The sequence below is a fragment of the Rhodococcus sp. IEGM 1241 genome (assembly GCF_033142365.1).
GTDB lineage: Bacteria > Actinomycetota > Actinomycetes > Mycobacteriales > Mycobacteriaceae > Rhodococcus_F > Rhodococcus_F erythropolis.
Window position 1 is genome coordinate 410,624 of sequence record NZ_JAWLSE010000001.1, and the last position, 16,548, is coordinate 427,171.

Sequence of the window (16,548 nt, forward strand, 5' to 3'; positions counted from 1 at the left end):
GCTACTGCATGTCATCGAGTCCGGGGAGCGAGTAGCCGGAGTTGTCATCCCAATCTGCGGGGGTGTCGTCGAGTGAAACGTCCCAGTCGGCGTCGGGCACCGCTCGCCGGAGTTCGGTCAGTGCGTTGAACCAGTAGACGAGTGACGGAATCACCTCGGTCGGATCGCTCGAGATCTTGGTCGAGCCGTTGAGCAGAGTGTTGGGGATATCCGACGGGTAGAGGTCCAGGACCTCGTAGTCGAACGGAAATTCGTCGTTGTGGACGGCGATGAGTCGGTCGACTTCGGCCTTCTCGTCGTCGGTCAGCGGTGTGGAGCGGACGGCGGAGTAGTACAACGAGGTGCTCATGTTTGCCAGGCTAGAACAAGTTGCCTTCCAACGGCGGTTTCGGATGCAACACCTTTAGATTGCATGATCTCGGCAACTTTAGATACAAAAGTCGTCGATATTTCGACAGGGATGGATAGAAGTCGGCAAGGAACACTGGAGAAGACGGCGAGACGGCCGTCCGAACCCAGTGAAGGAGCTCCCCGTGACCGCAGTCATCAGTGCCATTCGGGTAGGTGGTCAGCGATGAACGTTCCCATGTGGGCGTGGGCCGCGTTCGCCGCAGTCATCGTCGTCATGTTGCTCATCGACTTGCTCGCCCACCGCGGCGCGCATGTCATCGGCTTCAAGGAAGCGGCCTGGTGGAGTGCACTCTGGGTCGGTTTGTCTCTCGTGTTCGCGGTGGTTGTCACCCTGACCTTGGGGGTGAACTCGGGCGTCGAATTCACAACAGCCTGGCTGTTGGAGAAGAGCCTCTCGGTCGACAACCTCTTCGTGTTCGCCCTGATCTTCGGTTACTTCAAGGTGCCCCGTGAGTACCAGCACCGTGTGCTGTTCTTCGGTGTCATCGGCGCCCTGATCTTCCGCGGAATCTTCCTCGCTGCCGGCGTTGCCGTGGTCAGCAAGTTCACGGCCGTCCTGTTCGTCTTCGCCGCCATCCTGCTCTACAGCGCTTACAAGCTGCTCAAGGACGACGACGAGAGCTTCGATCCGGGTACGTCGCTGGCAGTTCGCCTGCTGCGCAAGATCATGCCGGTTCGCGAGGAATACGCGGGAACCAAGTTCTTCGTCAAGGAAGCCGGAAAGCGCGTCGCAACACCGCTGTTCGCCGTCGTCGTCGCCATCGAAGCCGCCGACCTCGTGTTCGCAGTCGACAGCGTCCCGGCAGTCCTGGCAGTGAGCGACGACCCGTTCATCGTGTACTCCAGTAACGCGTTTGCGATCCTGGGTCTGCGTGCCCTGTACTTCCTGCTCTCGGGTCTGCTCGAGAAGTTCCACTACCTCTCCAAGGGTCTGTCGATCATCCTCGCCTTCATCGGCGTGAAGCTGATCATGCAGGCCAGCCACAAGGTGATCAGCACGTCGATCCCCGAGATCCCCTCGCTGGTCAGCCTCGCGGTGATCATCGTGGTCTTGGCAGGCTCGATCATCCTGAGCCTCAAGAAACCGCTACCGCAAGAGCCTGAGGCCGAAGAGGTTGCGTCCGGTGATGCACCGGTCGACCTCGAGAAGACAGGCCCGAATGGGGGCGTCGAGTCTTCCGACATCGCGCTTGCTGCCGGCGAGCACGACGACGATGACGACAAGGTGGATGCTCGCAGTAGGAGCTGACGCCTGATCGGCTGAACCGAATCGAAAAGGGAGACCACACAACGAGGTGTGGTCTCCCTTTTCGTTTCTCACGACTTCTCGTAACCAAACAGACCACTGATCGGGAAGGTGTGTTCTCACTCGGCCGCGCGCGATCTACCTTGGCGGATGCCCGACGTCCGAGATCAGGAGTGCACATGACAATTCACGCGGAAGTCATCACCATGCTGGCCACGCTCAACGCCGCATTTCCGGATGTCACCAGCTTCGAGCCGTCGGAGTTGCGCGCTCTGCTTCGGAATCGACGCGCCCCGTTGGAGCGGCTTCCCGATTTGCGTACGGTCGAAGATCTCGCAATCGAGGGCCCCGGTGGAGATCTGGCGATCCGCGTCTACCGCCCGCACACTTCCTCCGACGCCGGACCGCTGGTCGTCTTCGCTCATGGCGGAGGCTTCGTGTTCTGTGACCTGGACAGCCATGACGAATTCTGCCGGTCCATGGCGGAAGGGGTTGGCGCCGTCGTCGTCTCCGTCGATTATCGTCTGGCCCCTGAGTACCCCGCGCCGGCAGCACACGACGACGTCTACGCCGCATTGGAGTGGGCGACGAAACACGCGGCACAGTACGGCGCAGACCCGAGCAAGATAGTCCTTGCCGGCGACAGCGCGGGCGGCAATCTTGCTGCGACAGTAGCCATCGCCGCTCGCGATCGTGGGGGGCCGGCGGTTGCGGCGCAGGTTCTCATCTATCCGGTGATCGACGACGATTTCGACACCGAGTCCTACCGTCTCTACGGTACCGACCACTACAACACGACCACGGCCATGAAGTGGTACTGGGACCAATATGCTCCCGAACGCCGAGATGACGTGCGGGTGATACCCACTCGGACAGAGTCGTTCGCAGATCTTCCAGCTGCTGTTGTCGTGACAGCCGAGCTGGATCCGCCGTGCTCGTCCGGTGACGAGTACGCGAAACTGCTTGCCTCGGCCGGCGTCCCCGTGCAGCATCATCGCTTCGACGGGTTGTTTCACGGGTTCCTCACTATTCCGTCATTGTCGCTCACAGAGCCGGCACGCCAGAAAGTTTGGGCGATGATCCGCGAGGTATCAGCCGCCGCTCGATAGGATCTCGTCGCCCAGTTCGCCGAAGGTATGGCAGATTCTTTCCCGCACAATGACTTCGGTGCATTCAGGATCGAACCATCGATCAACGACGCCCCAGTGGATCGGATGATCGAGGTATTGGGTCTGCAGTGATTCGAGGTCGGTGAACTCCTGCTCCCACACATGGGTCCACGGTGCTTCGTCACATGCGGGTGTTGCGCCGGTCGCCGCACTCACCCGACTGAGTCGCCAGGCAGCGATCGAGGAGATATGCCCGGGCATCTTCAGCAAGTCGCTTTCGAAGCGTTCGATTTCGTCCTCGGAGGTAGTGGGTTCAACGCGAATCAGCAACGCTCGATACACCCCGTTCGGGCCCGTGGCGCGCGAGCGACCCTCGGTTCCGGAAACGTACTCGGCGCCGTGAAAGCGTTCGATGGCATCGTGGTGAAGTTCGGCGTCGACGGAATCGCTAACGGCCCGCCACGCGGCTTCATTCGCGAACTGAAGATAAACGATCAGATCTCCGCCGTTGATGGCGCCGGGCAGAGTAGCGGTGACGAGATGGCGAACTGCGCCCGACGATTCTGCCACTGCTGCAATGGTGTTCACCGCATTCGCCCAGCCGTCCGAGTCCGGGCTGTCGGCAGCAAAAACAACCCTCGTGACGTTATACATCGGCCAGTGCCTCGACGTCGTCGGCAGCAGCAGCCATGGTGCGGCTACGTTCGCAGATGAGTGGTTCCATGGCATCCCACCACTGCCGAAGCGTGGTGTCGCCGCGACTCAGGCGAGTCATTGCCCACCAACCGGAGGTTCCGTCGACGGTCCACGTGATAGTCACGACGTTGGGTTCGTACTCGGACCACAACGGCGGACTGACAAGTATGTTGTCGAGGGTCAGGCTGCGTCGCCGGGCGTTCGGCAGGTAGCCGGCACGCCATTCGTCGACGAACTTCTGCCCGCATCCGGGATTCGTGACGATCCGGTCGATCACGTAGAGAGTCTCACCTGCCATGTGCGCAGGCTACGGTGCACCTAACCCTCTGCAGTACTTCCGATCTCACGCAGCGGGAGGTTGTTCGGAAGCGGACGGGGAGTGTGCCGGTCGCAGCCCCAGCCACCCCACAAGTCCCACCAGAACGAAGGCAACGCCCGCGGTCGCGAACGTGACGGTGAAGGCAGATTCGCTTGGCATCGCCGGAACACCTTCGGGGAGGTTCGCGATTGTCATCGACGCCAGAATCGTTGTCACTACTGCGCTGCCGATGGCGCTGCCGGTGGAACGTGAGATCGAGTTGATGCCGTTGGCGATGCCGCTCTGATGATGCGGCACATTGGACATGATGATGGCGGGCATGGCTGCATAGCCGAGGCTGAGGGCGGCGCCGATCACCATGCCCGCACCGATGACCGACGCGGTGTGCGTGTGGTCGAACGCGAGCCACGCAAACGGCACCGCGCCCAGGATCGCAGTGAGTCCCAGAACGAATCGCGGCCCACGGAGTCTGATGAGACGACCGCCGATCGGGGCGGCGATCAGCGAAACTATCGCGCCAGGCAGCAGGAATTCGACCGACGCACGCAGAATGCTCGCGTCGAAGCCGTATCCGGTGAGATCGCGGGGAAGTTGTGCGAGATACGAGATCCCGAGGAAGTTCGCGAACATGCCGAAGCCCACCACGACGCCGGCAAGATTTGCCATCATCACCGGGCGGTGGACGAACATCCGCATGTCGACAAGCGGCTCGTCGACGATCTTCTCGATCCACACCCAGACTGCGAACATCACGATCGAGGCCACAAAAACACCGACGGTCAAGGGCGACAACCACCCCCATTGGTGGCCTTGAGAAATCGCCAGAAGAAGCAGAAGTAGTGCCGCGCCCAGACTCAGCGCACCGATGAGGTCCACGCGCCCACCGCTTTTGTGCGTGGTGGGCGGGACCAGCGTGGCGACGGCAATCAAGGCCAGTACTGCGAATCCGGTGGCCATCCAGAAGGCGTTGCGGTAGTCGGCATCCGGAGCCGATGTGAGCAGACCGGTGGCCACGAGGGCGAGACCGCTGCCGAACGCGAGAGTTCCGCTGACCAGGGCCATGGCGCCGGGAAGCTTCTGTGGTCGTATCTCTTCGCGCAAGACCGAGAGTGCGAGAGGGAAGATCGCGGTGGCTGTTCCCTGGAGTACACGGCCGAGGATCAGCAGTGGCAGATTGTGCGCCAATGCCGCGACAATCGAACCGATCACCATGACGACGAGGACGCCGACCAAGGTGCGCTTCTTGCCGTGCTGATCGCCGTAGCGTCCCAGCAGGGGAGTGAAGACGGCAGCGGAAAGCAGGGTCGCCGTCGTCACCCAACTGACGCCGGCGGACGAGGCTCCGAGGTCGGACTGAATCCGTCCCAGGATCGGAACCGGCAGCGTCTGCATCATCGAGACGATCATCGCTGCCAGGCTCAAAGCGCCGATGATCACGGCCTCCCGGCGCGGCGATCTTGCTACGGACTGGTCCGGGGAATCGGTGGCAGTTGGCGTAGCGCTGGGGCTCGCGGCACTGCTCGTCGTAACTGTGTTCGTCAACGGGTCCTTCTCGGGAACAACAAGAGAAAATGCTTAATGTGGCGAAGTAATTTTCTCTGGATGGTAAGTCCGCGAGATCGATCCCGTCAATGCTGGTCAGCGACCGAGTGGGACGTGCCCTGTGAATTCGTTCTAGAAGGGGTATACCGGGAGTGCACTTTGCGCCGTCACCCATTGTGTTTCCGTGAAGGCATCGAGGTTTGCACCGATACCGCCGACACGGCCGCCGTTACCCGAAGACGCCATGCCGCCGAAAGGGATGACGGCTTCGTCGCCGACCGTCTGATCGTTGATGTGTACCAGGCCGGTGGGAATCTGTTGGGCGAGTTCGAGTCCGCGCATGGCGTCGGAGGTCAGAATGCCCAGCGACAATCCGTACTCGGAATCGTTGGCTATGGCGACGGCTTGTTCGACGGTGGCGAAGGAGGTCACCGGTGCGACCGGCCCGAAGACCTCGTCGGCGAAGGCAGGCGCGGTGAGTGGGGTGTCGGCCAGCACGGTGGGCCGGTAGAAGAGATCCTCGTAGGTGCCGCCGGCAGCCAGTTTTGCTCCGGCCGCGATGCTTCCGGTGACCAGAGAGTGGATGTGGTCGCGTTGTTTGGCGTCGATGATGGGTCCCAGTGCGACCTGACCGGTGAACGGGTCGCCTACCGGAAGCTTGTCGGCGTGTTCGGCAAGGAGTGCGGTGTAGTCGGCGGCGATACTTTCGTGGACCAGTTGGCGGCCGGTGGTCATGCAGATCTGTCCCTGGTGCATGAACGATCCGAAAGCGCCGACAGATGCGGCCTTTTCGAGGTCGACGTCATCCATGACGATCAGCGCATTGTTGCCGCCGAGTTCAAGATGAGCGCGCTTGAGATGGCGGCCCGCCAGTTCGCCGACCGCGCGTCCAGCTCGGGTCGACCCGGTGAATGCGATGACGCGAACGCTCGGATGAGCCACGATTGCCTCACCGGCGTCAGCGCCGCCCGGCAGCATGCTGAACACTCCGGCGGGCAAGCCTGCTTCTTCGAAGATGCGAGCGAGAACCACACCGCCGCAGATCGCCGTGCGCGGGTCAGGCTTGAGAATCACCGAATTGCCCAGCGCCAGTGCGGGAGCGACTGCACGGATCGACAAAATGATGGGGAAGTTGAACGGCGCGATGACGCCGACGGTTCCGACGGGTACGCGACGAGAGAAGCTCAGCCGAGGTTGCTCCGAGCGCAGAACCTCACCGACAGGGTGTGCGGCCAAAGCTGCTGCGTTGTAGCACTCTTCGGCAGCGGTATGGGTTTCCAGCCCGGCCTTGGCCGGGATGCTGCCGGCCTCGCGGATTACCCATTCGCCGATTTCGTCGGCGTACTGCTCGAACAGTTGACCGGCGCGGCGTAGAACGGTGGCTCGTTCGGTATATGGCCTTGCTGCCCAATCCTTTTGAGCTGCAGTAGCTTTTGTTGCAGCGGCTGCCACGTCGTCGGGTGTTGCCATGCCGACCGTCGTCAACTGCTTGCCGGTGGCCGGCTCGACGACAATACGATCGTCGGCGCTACCGCGAACCCATTCGCCGTCGAAGATCTTCGATTCCCACACAGGTTCGCTCAGCAAACGCGTCATGGCCGCTCCTCGGTAAAGGGATGCAACCGCGCGCCGCATCACATGGTTGCCCACCACGTTGCTCTGTGAGGGGGTCGATCGCCATCACACTTTCACTCAGTGAAAGACGGATTCATGGCGTCCTTGAGTGCTTGGATCAGATCGGCGAACTCGGTGGAGTGGGTAGCGCCGCTGCGGGTCACACCCGAGACGGGAATGCGCAAGCGGCCGTGCGATTCTCGCATGAAGCTGATTCCAGCGCGCGGAGATTCGCCTGCGGTGATCGAATAGAGCAGGGTCCAGGCGCGCGGGTTGGTGATCACGTCCAGCGTGGCTGTGTGATCGCTCGGAATTGCGGGGCCCAGTTGGACGCGTCGATCGATCTCGCGGAATGCGTCCTCGACCACCTTGTGAATGAGCACCTGACTTTGGCGCGGCGGCAGGAGCAGGGGATATGCGGCCAGATCATTGAGGTCGACGCTTTGCTGGCCGGCTAGGGGGTGACGGCTCGACATGACGACCAGCAGATCTTCGACGCCGAGGTCCAAGGGTTCGAGTCCGGGGCGGTCGACGCCGCCGCGAATCAGGGCGATGTCCGCGTCACCGGAGGCCACAGCATCCATGCGGTGGGCAAAGCTCTTGATGACGAACTCGACGTCCAGGTCCGGATGAAGTTCGCGCACGTGTGCGATGGCGTCCAGCGTCTGAGCGGCAAAGCTCATGTTTCCGGTGATTCGGATCCGGGCTCTCGGGTCTCGTGCGACGGAGTACGCCATCGTTTCGAGACTGAGGACTTGCTGCGCGATGGGCACCAGTCGCGATCCTGCCGGGGCCAGGCGAACCGCCCGGGTCGAGCGCTCGAAGAGTGTCGCCCCGAGCTCCTTCTCCAGTCGTGCGACCTGATGGCTGATCGCCGACTGCGAGATGAAGCAGCGTTCGGCAGCGCGACTGAAGCTCAGTTCCTCGCTCACGACGAGAAAGTACTTGAGTTGGCGGAAGTCCATGAGGACAGCTTACTTATGAGCAATCGAGATAACAGTCTTGCGAATACTCCAGCTAGCTGGACCCGACCCATGATCAGTCCATACCGTAATAGTCATACTTTCAATTTGGTTGAGGAGTTCGTTGTGGATAGAACAGCTGCGGGTCGCGCCGACATCGACGCGACTGGACACGAGAAGACTCAGGTTGTGATCGTCGGTTCGGGATTCGGAGCCCTCGCCGCGGCCAAGACCCTCGCGAAGTCCAAGACGCCGTTCGTTCTCATCTCCGCCACCACCGAGCACCTCTTCCAGCCGCTGCTCTACCAGGTGGCGACGGGTGTCCTGTCGGCCGGCGAAGTTGCTCCGCCCATCCGCACGATCCTGCAGAAGTACCCCAACGCCGACGTCCGCCTCGGCCGCGTCGTCGAGGTCAACGCCGAAGAGAACACCGTCGTCTACGAAGCCTCGGGCACCCGCCACACGCTCGGGTACCGCTCGCTCATCGCAGCCACCGGTGCCACGCAGGCGTACTTCGGTCATGACGAGTTCGAAAAGGTCACCTACAAGCTCAAGACCGTCGAGGACGCCGAGGTACTGCGTAAGCAGATCCTGCGTTGCTTCGAGGAAGCGCACACCACCAACGACGCGCTGGTTCGCCGTAACCTGCTGAGCTTCGTTGTCGTGGGTGCCGGCGCGACCGGCGTCGAGCTCGCCGGACAGATCAAGGAACTGGCGCGTCGCTACTTTGCGAAGGCCATCAACAACATCAGTGCCGACGAGGTCACGGTCACCATGGTCGAGGGCGCCGGCGTTGCGCTTCCGGCCTTCGGCGGCAAGCTCAGTGAGTACACGCAGGCCTCGCTCGAGAAGTCGGGTGTCGAGGTAGTCCTCAACACCATGGTCACCGCCATCGACGAGCACGGTGTCACCGTTTCTTCGGCAAAGACCAAGGAAGAGAAGCGCATCGACGCCGAGACCGTCATCTGGTCGGCCGGTGTACGCGCCAACGACTTCGCCGCAGTGCTCGGAGAGGCAACCGGTTGTGAGAGTGACCGCGCAGGTCGTCTGCTCATCAATCCGGACTTGACCGTCGGCGGGTTCGCCAACGTCTTTGCCATCGGCGACATGACTTCGCTCAACGGTCTGCCCGGTCAGTCGCCCGTTGCGATGCAGGGTGGCCGTCACGCCGCGAAGACTGTGAACGGAAAGGTCAAGGCCGGAACGCCTTTCAAGTACTTCGACAAGGGCAGCATGTCGATCATCAGCCGATTCAGCGCTGTATGTCGCGTCCGCAAGGTCGAGTTCAAGGGCACGATCGCCTGGTTCATGTGGCTGGCCGTGCACGTGATGTATCTGGTGGGCTTCCGCAACCGGTACGTCGCTGTGATGTCGTGGTTCGGTTCGTTCATCGGTCACCGTCGTCCGCACTTCCACTACGCGCAGGAACCGATGAAGATCGAGGCCGCGCCGCCGGTGACCGAACGCGAACCGGAATTGGCGCACTCCGCGTAGCTCCGCACCGCCTGAACACGTTTCGCCTGATGCCAGTCACAGTGGATTCTTAGTGGCACTGCCCTGTCACACTGTGTGAATGGCATCAGGCGACCGTTCGTTGATCGGCCGGGCATTTATCGTGCTCGGTGCCTTCGACGCGAAATCGCCGCGGTTGACGCAGTCGGAGATTAGTCGTCGCAGCGGTTTACCTCTGCCCACCGTTCATCGGCTGTGTGGGCAGTTGGTGGCTGAGGGCGCACTCGAGCGTCGGAGTGACGGCAAGTACCAGGTCGGAGTGCGGTTGTGGGAGATCGGCGCTCTTGCTCCCGGCGCTCACGGCCTGCGGCAGGTGGCGTTGCCGTTCCTCGAGGACCTGTACGAGGTCACCCGGGAGAATGTGCAGTTGGTCGTTCGTGAGGGTACCGAGGCGCTGTACCTCGAGCGCTTGTCCTCGCGTAGTGCTGTCACCGTTGTCGGTCGGGCCGGGGGAAGATTGCCGTTGCACGCGTCCAGCGGTGGATTGATTCTCCTCGCGCACGGCGGAACCGAGCTTCTCGACGACGTCCTCCAGGCCGGTCTCGAGTCGTTCACTCCCAAAACCATTACGTCCGAGCGGATTTTGCGAGCAACTCTCGACGAGATCAGACGCACCGGATTTGTCGTCTGCCGTGAGTATCTGAACGTCGGAACCCTTGCCGTCGCCGCTCCGGTCCGCGAAGCCGGCGGCAATGTCGTCGCAGCGGTCTCGACAGTTGTTCCGGTGGAGCAGGATCCGGCTCCATTACTGCCGGCCTTGGTCGCGGCCGCCCGTGGAATTTCACGCGGGCTTGGTGGCGGCGGACTTGGATAGCTCGTATTCGGTCTTTCACTGAGTGAAATTACAGCTGTTCAGGGGAGTGATCGTGGTCGATGGTGGTCTCAATCGTCACTCACCTCAGGAGTTCTCTGTATGTCTTCTTCGCGCACCCAGGTCGGAATCGTCGGTGGTGGTCCCGCCGGGTTGATGCTCTCGCATCTGTTGCATCTGAAGGGAATCGATTCGGTAGTCCTGGAATGTCGCACCCGTGAAGAGGTAGAAGGCACCATTCGTGCCGGCGTGCTCGAACAGAACACGGTTGATCTCATGGTCGAGACCGGACTCGGTGATCGACTGAAGCGGGAGGGCCTCGAACATCACGGAATCGAGCTGCGATTCGGCGGGCGAGGGCACCGAATTGCGTTCGACGAATTGACCGACGGGCGCGCCGTCACGGTGTATCCGCAGCACGAGGTGCTCAAGGATCTGATCGCGCGACGTCTCGCTGACGGCGGGGACATTCGGTTCGGAGTGTCCGACGCGAAAGTGCACGATCACGAATCGGATCGCCCGAGCATCACTTTTGTCGACTCGGACGGAAACGACCAGAAGCTCGAGTGCGCCCTGGTGGCCGGTTGCGACGGATCACGTACGCAAACGCGAAAGCTGATTCCCGAACCGTCGATCCGAACGGATCATTTCCGCCAGTATCCCTTCGCGTGGTTCGGCATCCTGGCCGAGGCTCCGCCGTCATCGGAAGAATTGATCTACGCCAACCATGAGCGTGGGTTTGCACTGATCAGCACGCGGACCCCCGAGGTGCAGCGTCATTATCTTCAGGTCGATCCGGACGACTCCGTGGACAACTGGTCCGACGATAGAATCTGGGACGAGCTGCACATGCGCGTCGACGGCGACGGAGCAGAGATCAAGGACGGCAGGATCTTTCAGAAATCGATCCTTCAGTTCCGCAGCTTCGTATGCGAACCGATGCAGCACGGCAACCTGTTTCTTGCCGGCGATGCGGCGCACACCGTGCCGCCGACCGGTGCGAAGGGTATGAATCTCGCGATCGCCGACGTCTACGCTCTGGCGAAGGCAATGGACAGTTTCTTCACCTCGTCCGACCGAAAGATGTTGGACGGGTACACCGAAACGGTGCTGCCGCGTGTGTGGCGGACGCAGCACTTCTCGTGGTGGATGTCGTCGATGCTCCATCGCTTGCCAGACGACAGCGGTTTCGGACATCGCCGTCAACTGGCCGAGTTGGACATGGTCACGCGTTCGGTCGCCGGACGAACGCTGATCGCCGAGAACTACGTCGGAACACCCTTGATCTAGAGAGTTGTCGCAGATTTTGCGGTGCGTAATCAGTGGAGCGGGGTGCCTTGATGGTGTACCAGTTGCCATCCGGCCGGGGCGCGGCGCCACAGGGATGTGCGCCGCGCTCGACGCACGCCACGGAGTGAATCCCACTGTGTCAGGACGTATCCGTCGTCGATGATTCGACCGGTCAAGTTGTGAACTTCGATGCCGTCGCCGTCGATGGGTTCGTTTCGCAGTGATTCAACGGTCGACGGTAGGTCCCGGACGCTACCCGACGCACCTATCTCGGTGAAGTCTTTGTGGGGTCATGAATGCTCCTCTGCCTTGCGCATAGGTCGGGCACGATGTCGATCGTGATCATCGCAGAGGTGGGCGTTGAGTTTCCAACATCCGTTCTCGGAGACTGTCGTAGATAGGTGCCGACCCTGCCGCGGTGGCGACGAATACCGCTGCCGCAGTGGCAGCGAGCATCGGGACGAGCGTCGACGTCACCGCTGTCATCTCGACCACGATCACGATGCCGGTGAACGGTGCGCGCACTACAGCGCCGAAGAAGGCAGCCATGCCGATGGTGGCCATGGTGACCGTGAGCCCGGCGTCCACTCCGGGCACGAAGCTCGACAGTCCGGTGAAGATCGACCCCCAGAGTGCACCGAGTGCAAGTAAGGGAGCGAACAGTCCGCCGGGGGTTCCAGCGGCATACGAGAGCGGGCCAGTGAAGAACCGAACCGCCAAGTACAGCAGCAGGATCGGCAGTACGAAGGTCCTTCCGCCGACGATCATCTGTGCAAGAACGTCGCCGCCCCCACTGGCCAGCGGGTCGAGGAACAGCGTCAGGCCGATGGTGGCGCCGATCGTTGCGCCGATGACAGTCGGCGGGATCCTGTCGAGTCGTGCAACGGCGTCGAGTAGACCCAGAATCAAGCGGTTGTAGGCGATACCGAGTAGCCCCGTGAGGATTCCGAAGACGACAAACAGTGGCAAGAGTGCGAGTTGAGGCGTCGGGACGGTGCCGACCTCGAAATCGGGTTGGTCACCGATGACAAGTCGTGCACAGCCCACCGCGACCGAAACGCCGAAAAGAGTTGGCAGCACGGTGCGCAGCCGAAATGAGTGCGTCACCTCCTCGCAGACGAACAGTGCCCCGGCGATCGGCGCGTTGAACGCGACGGCGAGTCCTGCTCCGGCCGTGGATGTTTGCAGCATGGCGACGTCCGGTTCGGCAAGGCGGGCCCGCCGTCCCGCTTCTGCCCCGATCGCCGCACCCATGTGTACGGTGGGGCCCTCGCGGCCGAGAACCAGACCGGAGCCGATCGCCAAGAGGCCGCCGATGAATCTGGCAGGCACGAGATTGATTCCCGGCGGTTTCGCTTCGCCGCGGGACACCGCCTCGACGTGCTGGATGCCGCTTCCCTTTGCGAGGGGGACTCGTCTGACGATCAGTACGGCCAGCACGGTGCACAAGGCCACCAGGACGACCGGCACGAGCCACCCGACGTACGGAACGTGATGCGCCCAATTCACGATCGTCCGACGGAGTTCGTCGGCCCTGATCAGACACCAACGGAACGCGCCGCCGACAAATCCGACCCCGACGCCGGCGACCGCAGCGAGAAGGCACAGCAAACTCAGTCCGCGGTTGGAGTCACGCGGTTCGGTGCCGCCGTCGTCCTCGGTCATCGTGATCAGCCCTACCTGATGGTCACAACTCGCGACAGGTGAATTGAGCTTGCTCACCTTGGACGGTAACCCATCCCGATACCGCAGTGTCGGATCGAGGTTGTGCAGCCGAGTCACAATTCGACAAGCAGGCTGATTCCGAGAACCGCCATCATCACGGCGATCAGAGCGTCGAGAATCCGCCAGGCGTTGGGTTTCGCAAAAAGCGGCGTCAGCAGACGTGCGCCGTAACCGAGGGCGCTGAACCAGACCACACTCGCGGTGATGGCACCGGCCGCAAGCCACCAACGTCCGATTTCGCCGCGACCGTTGGCAATTGAACCCATGAGCACCACGGTGTCGAGGTAAACGTGTGGATTGAGCCAGGTGAGAGCCAATGCCATCGTGACGGCGGCCAGCCTCGAACCGTTGCCGTGCTGATCCGGCGCCAGCGTCTGGGGTCGAAGCGCCCGCTTGGCGGCGAAGATTGCATAGCTGAGGAGGAAGACCGCACCGGCGATACGAACGAACGTGATCAGCGACGGTGCGTGTTCGAGGAGGGTCCCGATTCCGCTGATGCCTGCAAGGATCAGAATTGCGTCTGACAACGCGCACACTGCGACGATCGGGAGTACGTGCGATCGCGTTAGACCTTGGCGAAGAACAAACGCATTCTGGGCGCCGATTGCGACGATCAATGACAGTCCGACTCCGAAACCGACGAGGGCCGACGCAGGGTCGTTGGTGCTGAGCATGTTGTCGAGCCTGCCGCTCAGATTTCATTCAGTCCAGCTAATGATTTTTAGGCAGCATCAGAGTAGCTTCAGATTATGTTGGATTTCGAGCAACTGAGGGCATTGCACGCTGCGGTCGACGAGGGAACCTTCGAGGCGGCGGCGCGGAAGCTGCACATCACGCCTTCGGCGGTCAGCCAACGAATCAAAGCTCTCGAGACCTCAGTTGGCCGGATCCTGGTGCAGCGCACCAAACCCATCCAGGTCACCGATTCCGGGAGAGAAGTCCTGCGTCTTGCCCGTCAGATAGACGCACTGTCGCGTGACACCGTGCGAGAACTCGGTTTGGAAAACGGTTCGAACACCTTCGCCCGCGTCTCGATCGCGGTTAATGCCGATTCGCTGTCCACTTGGGTTCTCGGGGCCCTCGCGGAGTTCACGCAAGAAGTCAGTTTCGATTTTCATCTCGACGATCAAGACCACACCACCGAACTGCTGCGCGACGGTTCGGTCATGGCTGCTGTCACGTCTGTTGCGTCACCGATTCAAGGGTGTACCTCCAGTCGGTTGGGCATCATGCGGTATCGGCCGATGGCGAGCGCAGAGTTCTGCCGTCGCTGGTTCGCAGATGGTGTCACGGCCGAATCTCTTTCGGAGGCGCCGCTGGTGGTGTTCAATCGCAAGGATCTGCTGCAGGATAGGTACCTCGATCAAAAGGTCGGCCACCCGGCAGATCCGCCTCGCCATCTTGTTCCGTCATCGGCAGACTTCGCGGACGCCGTCAGACGGGGATACGGGTGGGGGTTGATACCGGACCTGCAGTGCGGCGAAGACGATCGCGGCGGAGTGCTGATCGGATTCGATCCGGACTTCGTGGACGACGTTCCGCTGTACTGGCAGCAGTGGAAACTGTCGTCACCCGTCTTGCGCCGGATCTCCGAAGTGGTGACCCGACGTGCCCACGAAGTGTTGCATCAGCCCTCGATCTGATGTTCGCCGCCCTTGCGGCGTTGTGCTCAGGGAACAAAGAACCTGGATAAGTTGATCCCCTGAGACCGTTTCTTCGGCCGCAGGACGCCGATAGTGTTTTGAGTCACACACGAATGAAAGGTGCTGACTCTCGTGGCGGACATCGGATATCTGGCTTGGGATCTTGCGGAGAAGTACGGGAAGAATCCGTGCCTGCGGGACGACCACGTCGAACTCACGTATGAAGAGTTCGCAGAGCGTACGGAAGCTGTTGCCGCGCAATTGGCCGGACTCGGAATCGGACTCGGTGACGTGGTGGCGATCATGCTGCCCAATCGCGCCGAGTTGCTGATCGCGATCATGGCTGCCTGGCGCATCGGTGCTGCAGCTACGCCCATCAATCCGATGTTCACCGCGAACGAAGCGGATTACCAGATCGCGGACTCCGGGGCCGAGTTGGTCATCACCGCTACTGCCGATGCGCCCTCGGGTGGCCGTGCGGTGTTGGTCGTCGACGATCTGGCGACAGTGCCGCCGACCGATCCCCGACCCGGAATCGATGTTGCAGCAGACGATCTGGCGTTGCTCATCTACACCAGCGGCTCCACCGGACGGCCCAAGGGAGTGATGCTCACGCATTCCAACCTGCAGTTCATGGCTTCGTCGATGGGCAAGAACATCGGTGTTACCGGCGCGGATCACTGCCTGCTGATTCTGCCGTTGTTCCATGTCAACGCGATCTGCGTCAGCGCCCTGACGCCCTTGCTTGTCGGCGGACAGGTGAGTGTCACCGGGAAGTTCTCGGTTTCGAGATTCTTCGACGACGTTGCGCGGCTTCGCCCCACGTATTTCTCGGCGGTGCCGGCAATCTACGCGATGCTGACCTCGCAGCCGGAAGACGCCTCGATCAATACGTCATCTTTGAGGTTTGCCGTGTGCGGTGCGGCGCCGATCAGCAAGGAACTCCTCGAACGCGCGGAGCAGCGTTTCGGTTTCGTGATCGTGGAGGGTTACGGACTCACCGAGGGGACCTGTGCGTCGGCCTGTAATCCTGTGGAGGGTGTGCGCAAGCTCGGTACGGTCGGCCCGGCGTTGCCCGGCCAGCAGATTGCCATTCTTGCCGAGGACGGAACCTTTGCTCCCGTCGGAATTGCCGGAGAGGTGGTCATCAAGGGCGGCAACGTGATGCGTGGCTATCTGGGCAAGCCGGAGGAGACCGCGAAGACCGTCAAGGATGGTTGGTTGCATACCGGCGACGTCGGGGTCCTCGACGAAGACGGCTACCTGACCCTGGTCGATCGCATCAAGGACATGATCATCCGTGGGGGCGAGAACATCTACCCCAAGGAGATCGAAAATTCGCTCGCCACACATCCTTCCGTGCTCGAGGCCGCCGTCATCGGCGCTCCGCACCAGGTCTACGGAGAGGTGCCAGTTGCCTATGTCGTTGCCTACCCCGACGCGCCCGTCACCGAAGGCGAACTGCTCGAACATGTCACGGCCTTGCTCACCCGAGTAAAGGTGCCAGTGGCGATCTACGTCGTCGATACGCTTCCCCGAAACCCGGTGGGCAAGATCGACAAACCCGGAATGAGACGAGCTTTGAGCGCAACTCCCGCTCACTAGTCCCTTCCCCGTAATACCAGCACAACTCGACTACGTGCGTCGAGTCGATCCGTCATGCCCACA

15 protein-coding genes and 1 pseudogene are annotated in these 16,548 nt (G+C 61.6%); 7 read left to right on the plus strand and 9 right to left on the minus strand.

From position 1 onward, the window contains the following. Position 1 precedes the first annotated feature (1 nt). Positions 2 to 349, minus strand: a complete 348-nt coding sequence (locus R4P70_RS01885; RefSeq protein WP_020909514.1) for a hypothetical protein — start codon at positions 347 to 349, stop codon at positions 2 to 4. Positions 350 to 574: 225 nt separating this feature from the next. On the opposite strand from R4P70_RS01885, the gene R4P70_RS01890 reads away from it, so the two are divergent. Then, positions 575 to 1,660, plus strand: a complete 1,086-nt coding sequence (locus tag R4P70_RS01890; protein WP_019745800.1) for a TerC family protein — start codon at positions 575 to 577, stop codon at positions 1,658 to 1,660. 176 nt (positions 1,661 to 1,836) lie between these two features. Further along, positions 1,837 to 2,766, plus strand: a complete 930-nt coding sequence (locus R4P70_RS01895) for an alpha/beta hydrolase (protein WP_020971152.1) — start codon at positions 1,837 to 1,839, stop codon at positions 2,764 to 2,766. Here the strand turns inward: R4P70_RS01895 and R4P70_RS01900 are convergent. From R4P70_RS01900 to R4P70_RS01920, 5 genes are all read right to left on the minus strand, one after another. After that, complete coding sequence (locus tag R4P70_RS01900; protein ID WP_084325884.1) at positions 2,749 to 3,420, minus strand: Dabb family protein; 672 nt, start codon at positions 3,418 to 3,420, stop codon at positions 2,749 to 2,751. The two genes, R4P70_RS01895 and R4P70_RS01900, sit on opposite strands and share 18 nt — an antisense overlap. Continuing rightward, positions 3,413 to 3,760 carry a hypothetical protein gene (locus R4P70_RS01905; RefSeq protein WP_020909511.1) on the minus strand — a complete coding sequence of 116 codons (348 nt, stop codon included), beginning with the start codon at positions 3,758 to 3,760 and terminating at the stop codon, positions 3,413 to 3,415. Before R4P70_RS01905 ends, R4P70_RS01900 begins: the two co-directional genes overlap by 8 nt. A 45-nt stretch (positions 3,761 to 3,805) precedes the next feature. Further along, positions 3,806 to 5,323: an MFS transporter gene (locus R4P70_RS01910; protein ID WP_020909510.1), complete on the minus strand. Its 1,518-nt coding sequence runs from the start codon at positions 5,321 to 5,323 to the stop codon at positions 3,806 to 3,808. Between the two features lie 132 nt (positions 5,324 to 5,455). Further along, a complete protein-coding gene (locus R4P70_RS01915) occupies positions 5,456 to 6,919 on the minus strand; it encodes a benzaldehyde dehydrogenase (protein ID WP_317830303.1) in 1,464 nt (487 codons plus the stop codon). 92 nt (positions 6,920 to 7,011) lie between these two features. Beyond that, the gene (locus R4P70_RS01920) at positions 7,012 to 7,902 is read right to left on the minus strand and encodes a LysR family transcriptional regulator (RefSeq protein ID WP_003943104.1); all 891 of its coding nucleotides are present in this window, start codon (positions 7,900 to 7,902) and stop codon (positions 7,012 to 7,014) included. 123 nt (positions 7,903 to 8,025) lie between these two features. Between R4P70_RS01920 and R4P70_RS01925 the strand changes: the two genes are divergently transcribed. From R4P70_RS01925 to R4P70_RS01935, 3 genes are all read left to right on the plus strand, one after another. Then, on the plus strand, positions 8,026 to 9,393 hold the full coding sequence (locus R4P70_RS01925; RefSeq protein WP_019745793.1) for an NAD(P)/FAD-dependent oxidoreductase: 1,368 nt from the start codon (positions 8,026 to 8,028) through the stop codon (positions 9,391 to 9,393). A gap of 79 nt (positions 9,394 to 9,472) precedes the next feature. Continuing rightward, positions 9,473 to 10,225 carry an IclR family transcriptional regulator gene (locus R4P70_RS01930; protein ID WP_019745792.1) on the plus strand — a complete coding sequence of 251 codons (753 nt, stop codon included), beginning with the start codon at positions 9,473 to 9,475 and terminating at the stop codon, positions 10,223 to 10,225. 99 nt (positions 10,226 to 10,324) lie between these two features. Further along, complete coding sequence (locus tag R4P70_RS01935; protein ID WP_046379489.1) at positions 10,325 to 11,512, plus strand: 4-hydroxybenzoate 3-monooxygenase; 1,188 nt, start codon at positions 10,325 to 10,327, stop codon at positions 11,510 to 11,512. A gap of 29 nt (positions 11,513 to 11,541) precedes the next feature. Here R4P70_RS01935 and R4P70_RS01940 read toward each other — a convergent pair. From R4P70_RS01940 to R4P70_RS01950, 3 genes and pseudogenes are all read right to left on the minus strand, one after another. Beyond that, positions 11,542 to 11,787, minus strand: a pseudogene (locus tag R4P70_RS01940) (DUF4440 domain-containing protein); the annotation flags it as partial. Between the two features lie 67 nt (positions 11,788 to 11,854). After that, positions 11,855 to 13,177: a ClC family H(+)/Cl(-) exchange transporter gene (locus R4P70_RS01945; RefSeq protein ID WP_046380081.1), complete on the minus strand. Its 1,323-nt coding sequence runs from the start codon at positions 13,175 to 13,177 to the stop codon at positions 11,855 to 11,857. 113 nt (positions 13,178 to 13,290) lie between these two features. After that, the gene (locus tag R4P70_RS01950; RefSeq protein ID WP_317830304.1) at positions 13,291 to 13,911 is read right to left on the minus strand and encodes a LysE/ArgO family amino acid transporter; all 621 of its coding nucleotides are present in this window, start codon (positions 13,909 to 13,911) and stop codon (positions 13,291 to 13,293) included. A 75-nt stretch (positions 13,912 to 13,986) separates the two neighbouring features. Here R4P70_RS01950 and R4P70_RS01955 point away from each other — a divergent pair, with 75 nt between their 5' ends. Next, complete coding sequence (locus tag R4P70_RS01955; protein ID WP_020909504.1) at positions 13,987 to 14,880, plus strand: LysR family transcriptional regulator ArgP; 894 nt, start codon at positions 13,987 to 13,989, stop codon at positions 14,878 to 14,880. Between the two features lie 132 nt (positions 14,881 to 15,012). Further along, positions 15,013 to 16,485: a class I adenylate-forming enzyme family protein gene (locus R4P70_RS01960; protein WP_317830305.1), complete on the plus strand. Its 1,473-nt coding sequence runs from the start codon at positions 15,013 to 15,015 to the stop codon at positions 16,483 to 16,485. Positions 16,486 to 16,548: the final 63 nt, after the last annotated feature.

Bases quoted from the DNA above. Each gene is read 5' to 3' on its own strand.
- R4P70_RS01905 (WP_020909511.1), bottom strand. From the start codon at position 3,760: ATGGCAGGTGAGACTCTCTACGTGATCGACCGGATCGTCACGAATCCC.
- R4P70_RS01900 (WP_084325884.1), bottom strand. From the start codon at position 3,420: ATGTATAACGTCACGAGGGTTGTTTTTGCTGCCGACAGCCCGGACTCG.
- R4P70_RS01890 (WP_019745800.1), top strand. From the start codon at position 575: ATGAACGTTCCCATGTGGGCGTGGGCCGCGTTCGCCGCAGTCATCGTC.
- R4P70_RS01930 (WP_019745792.1), top strand. From the start codon at position 9,473: ATGGCATCAGGCGACCGTTCGTTGATCGGCCGGGCATTTATCGTGCTC.
- R4P70_RS01945 (WP_046380081.1), bottom strand. From the start codon at position 13,177: ATGACCGAGGACGACGGCGGCACCGAACCGCGTGACTCCAACCGCGGA.
- R4P70_RS01935 (WP_046379489.1), top strand. From the start codon at position 10,325: ATGTCTTCTTCGCGCACCCAGGTCGGAATCGTCGGTGGTGGTCCCGCC.
- R4P70_RS01950 (WP_317830304.1), bottom strand. From the start codon at position 13,911: ATGCTCAGCACCAACGACCCTGCGTCGGCCCTCGTCGGTTTCGGAGTC.
- R4P70_RS01955 (WP_020909504.1), top strand. From the start codon at position 13,987: ATGTTGGATTTCGAGCAACTGAGGGCATTGCACGCTGCGGTCGACGAG.
- R4P70_RS01915 (WP_317830303.1), bottom strand. From the start codon at position 6,919: ATGACGCGTTTGCTGAGCGAACCTGTGTGGGAATCGAAGATCTTCGAC.
- R4P70_RS01920 (WP_003943104.1), bottom strand. From the start codon at position 7,902: ATGGACTTCCGCCAACTCAAGTACTTTCTCGTCGTGAGCGAGGAACTG.
- R4P70_RS01895 (WP_020971152.1), top strand. From the start codon at position 1,837: ATGACAATTCACGCGGAAGTCATCACCATGCTGGCCACGCTCAACGCC.
- R4P70_RS01885 (WP_020909514.1), bottom strand. From the start codon at position 349: ATGAGCACCTCGTTGTACTACTCCGCCGTCCGCTCCACACCGCTGACC.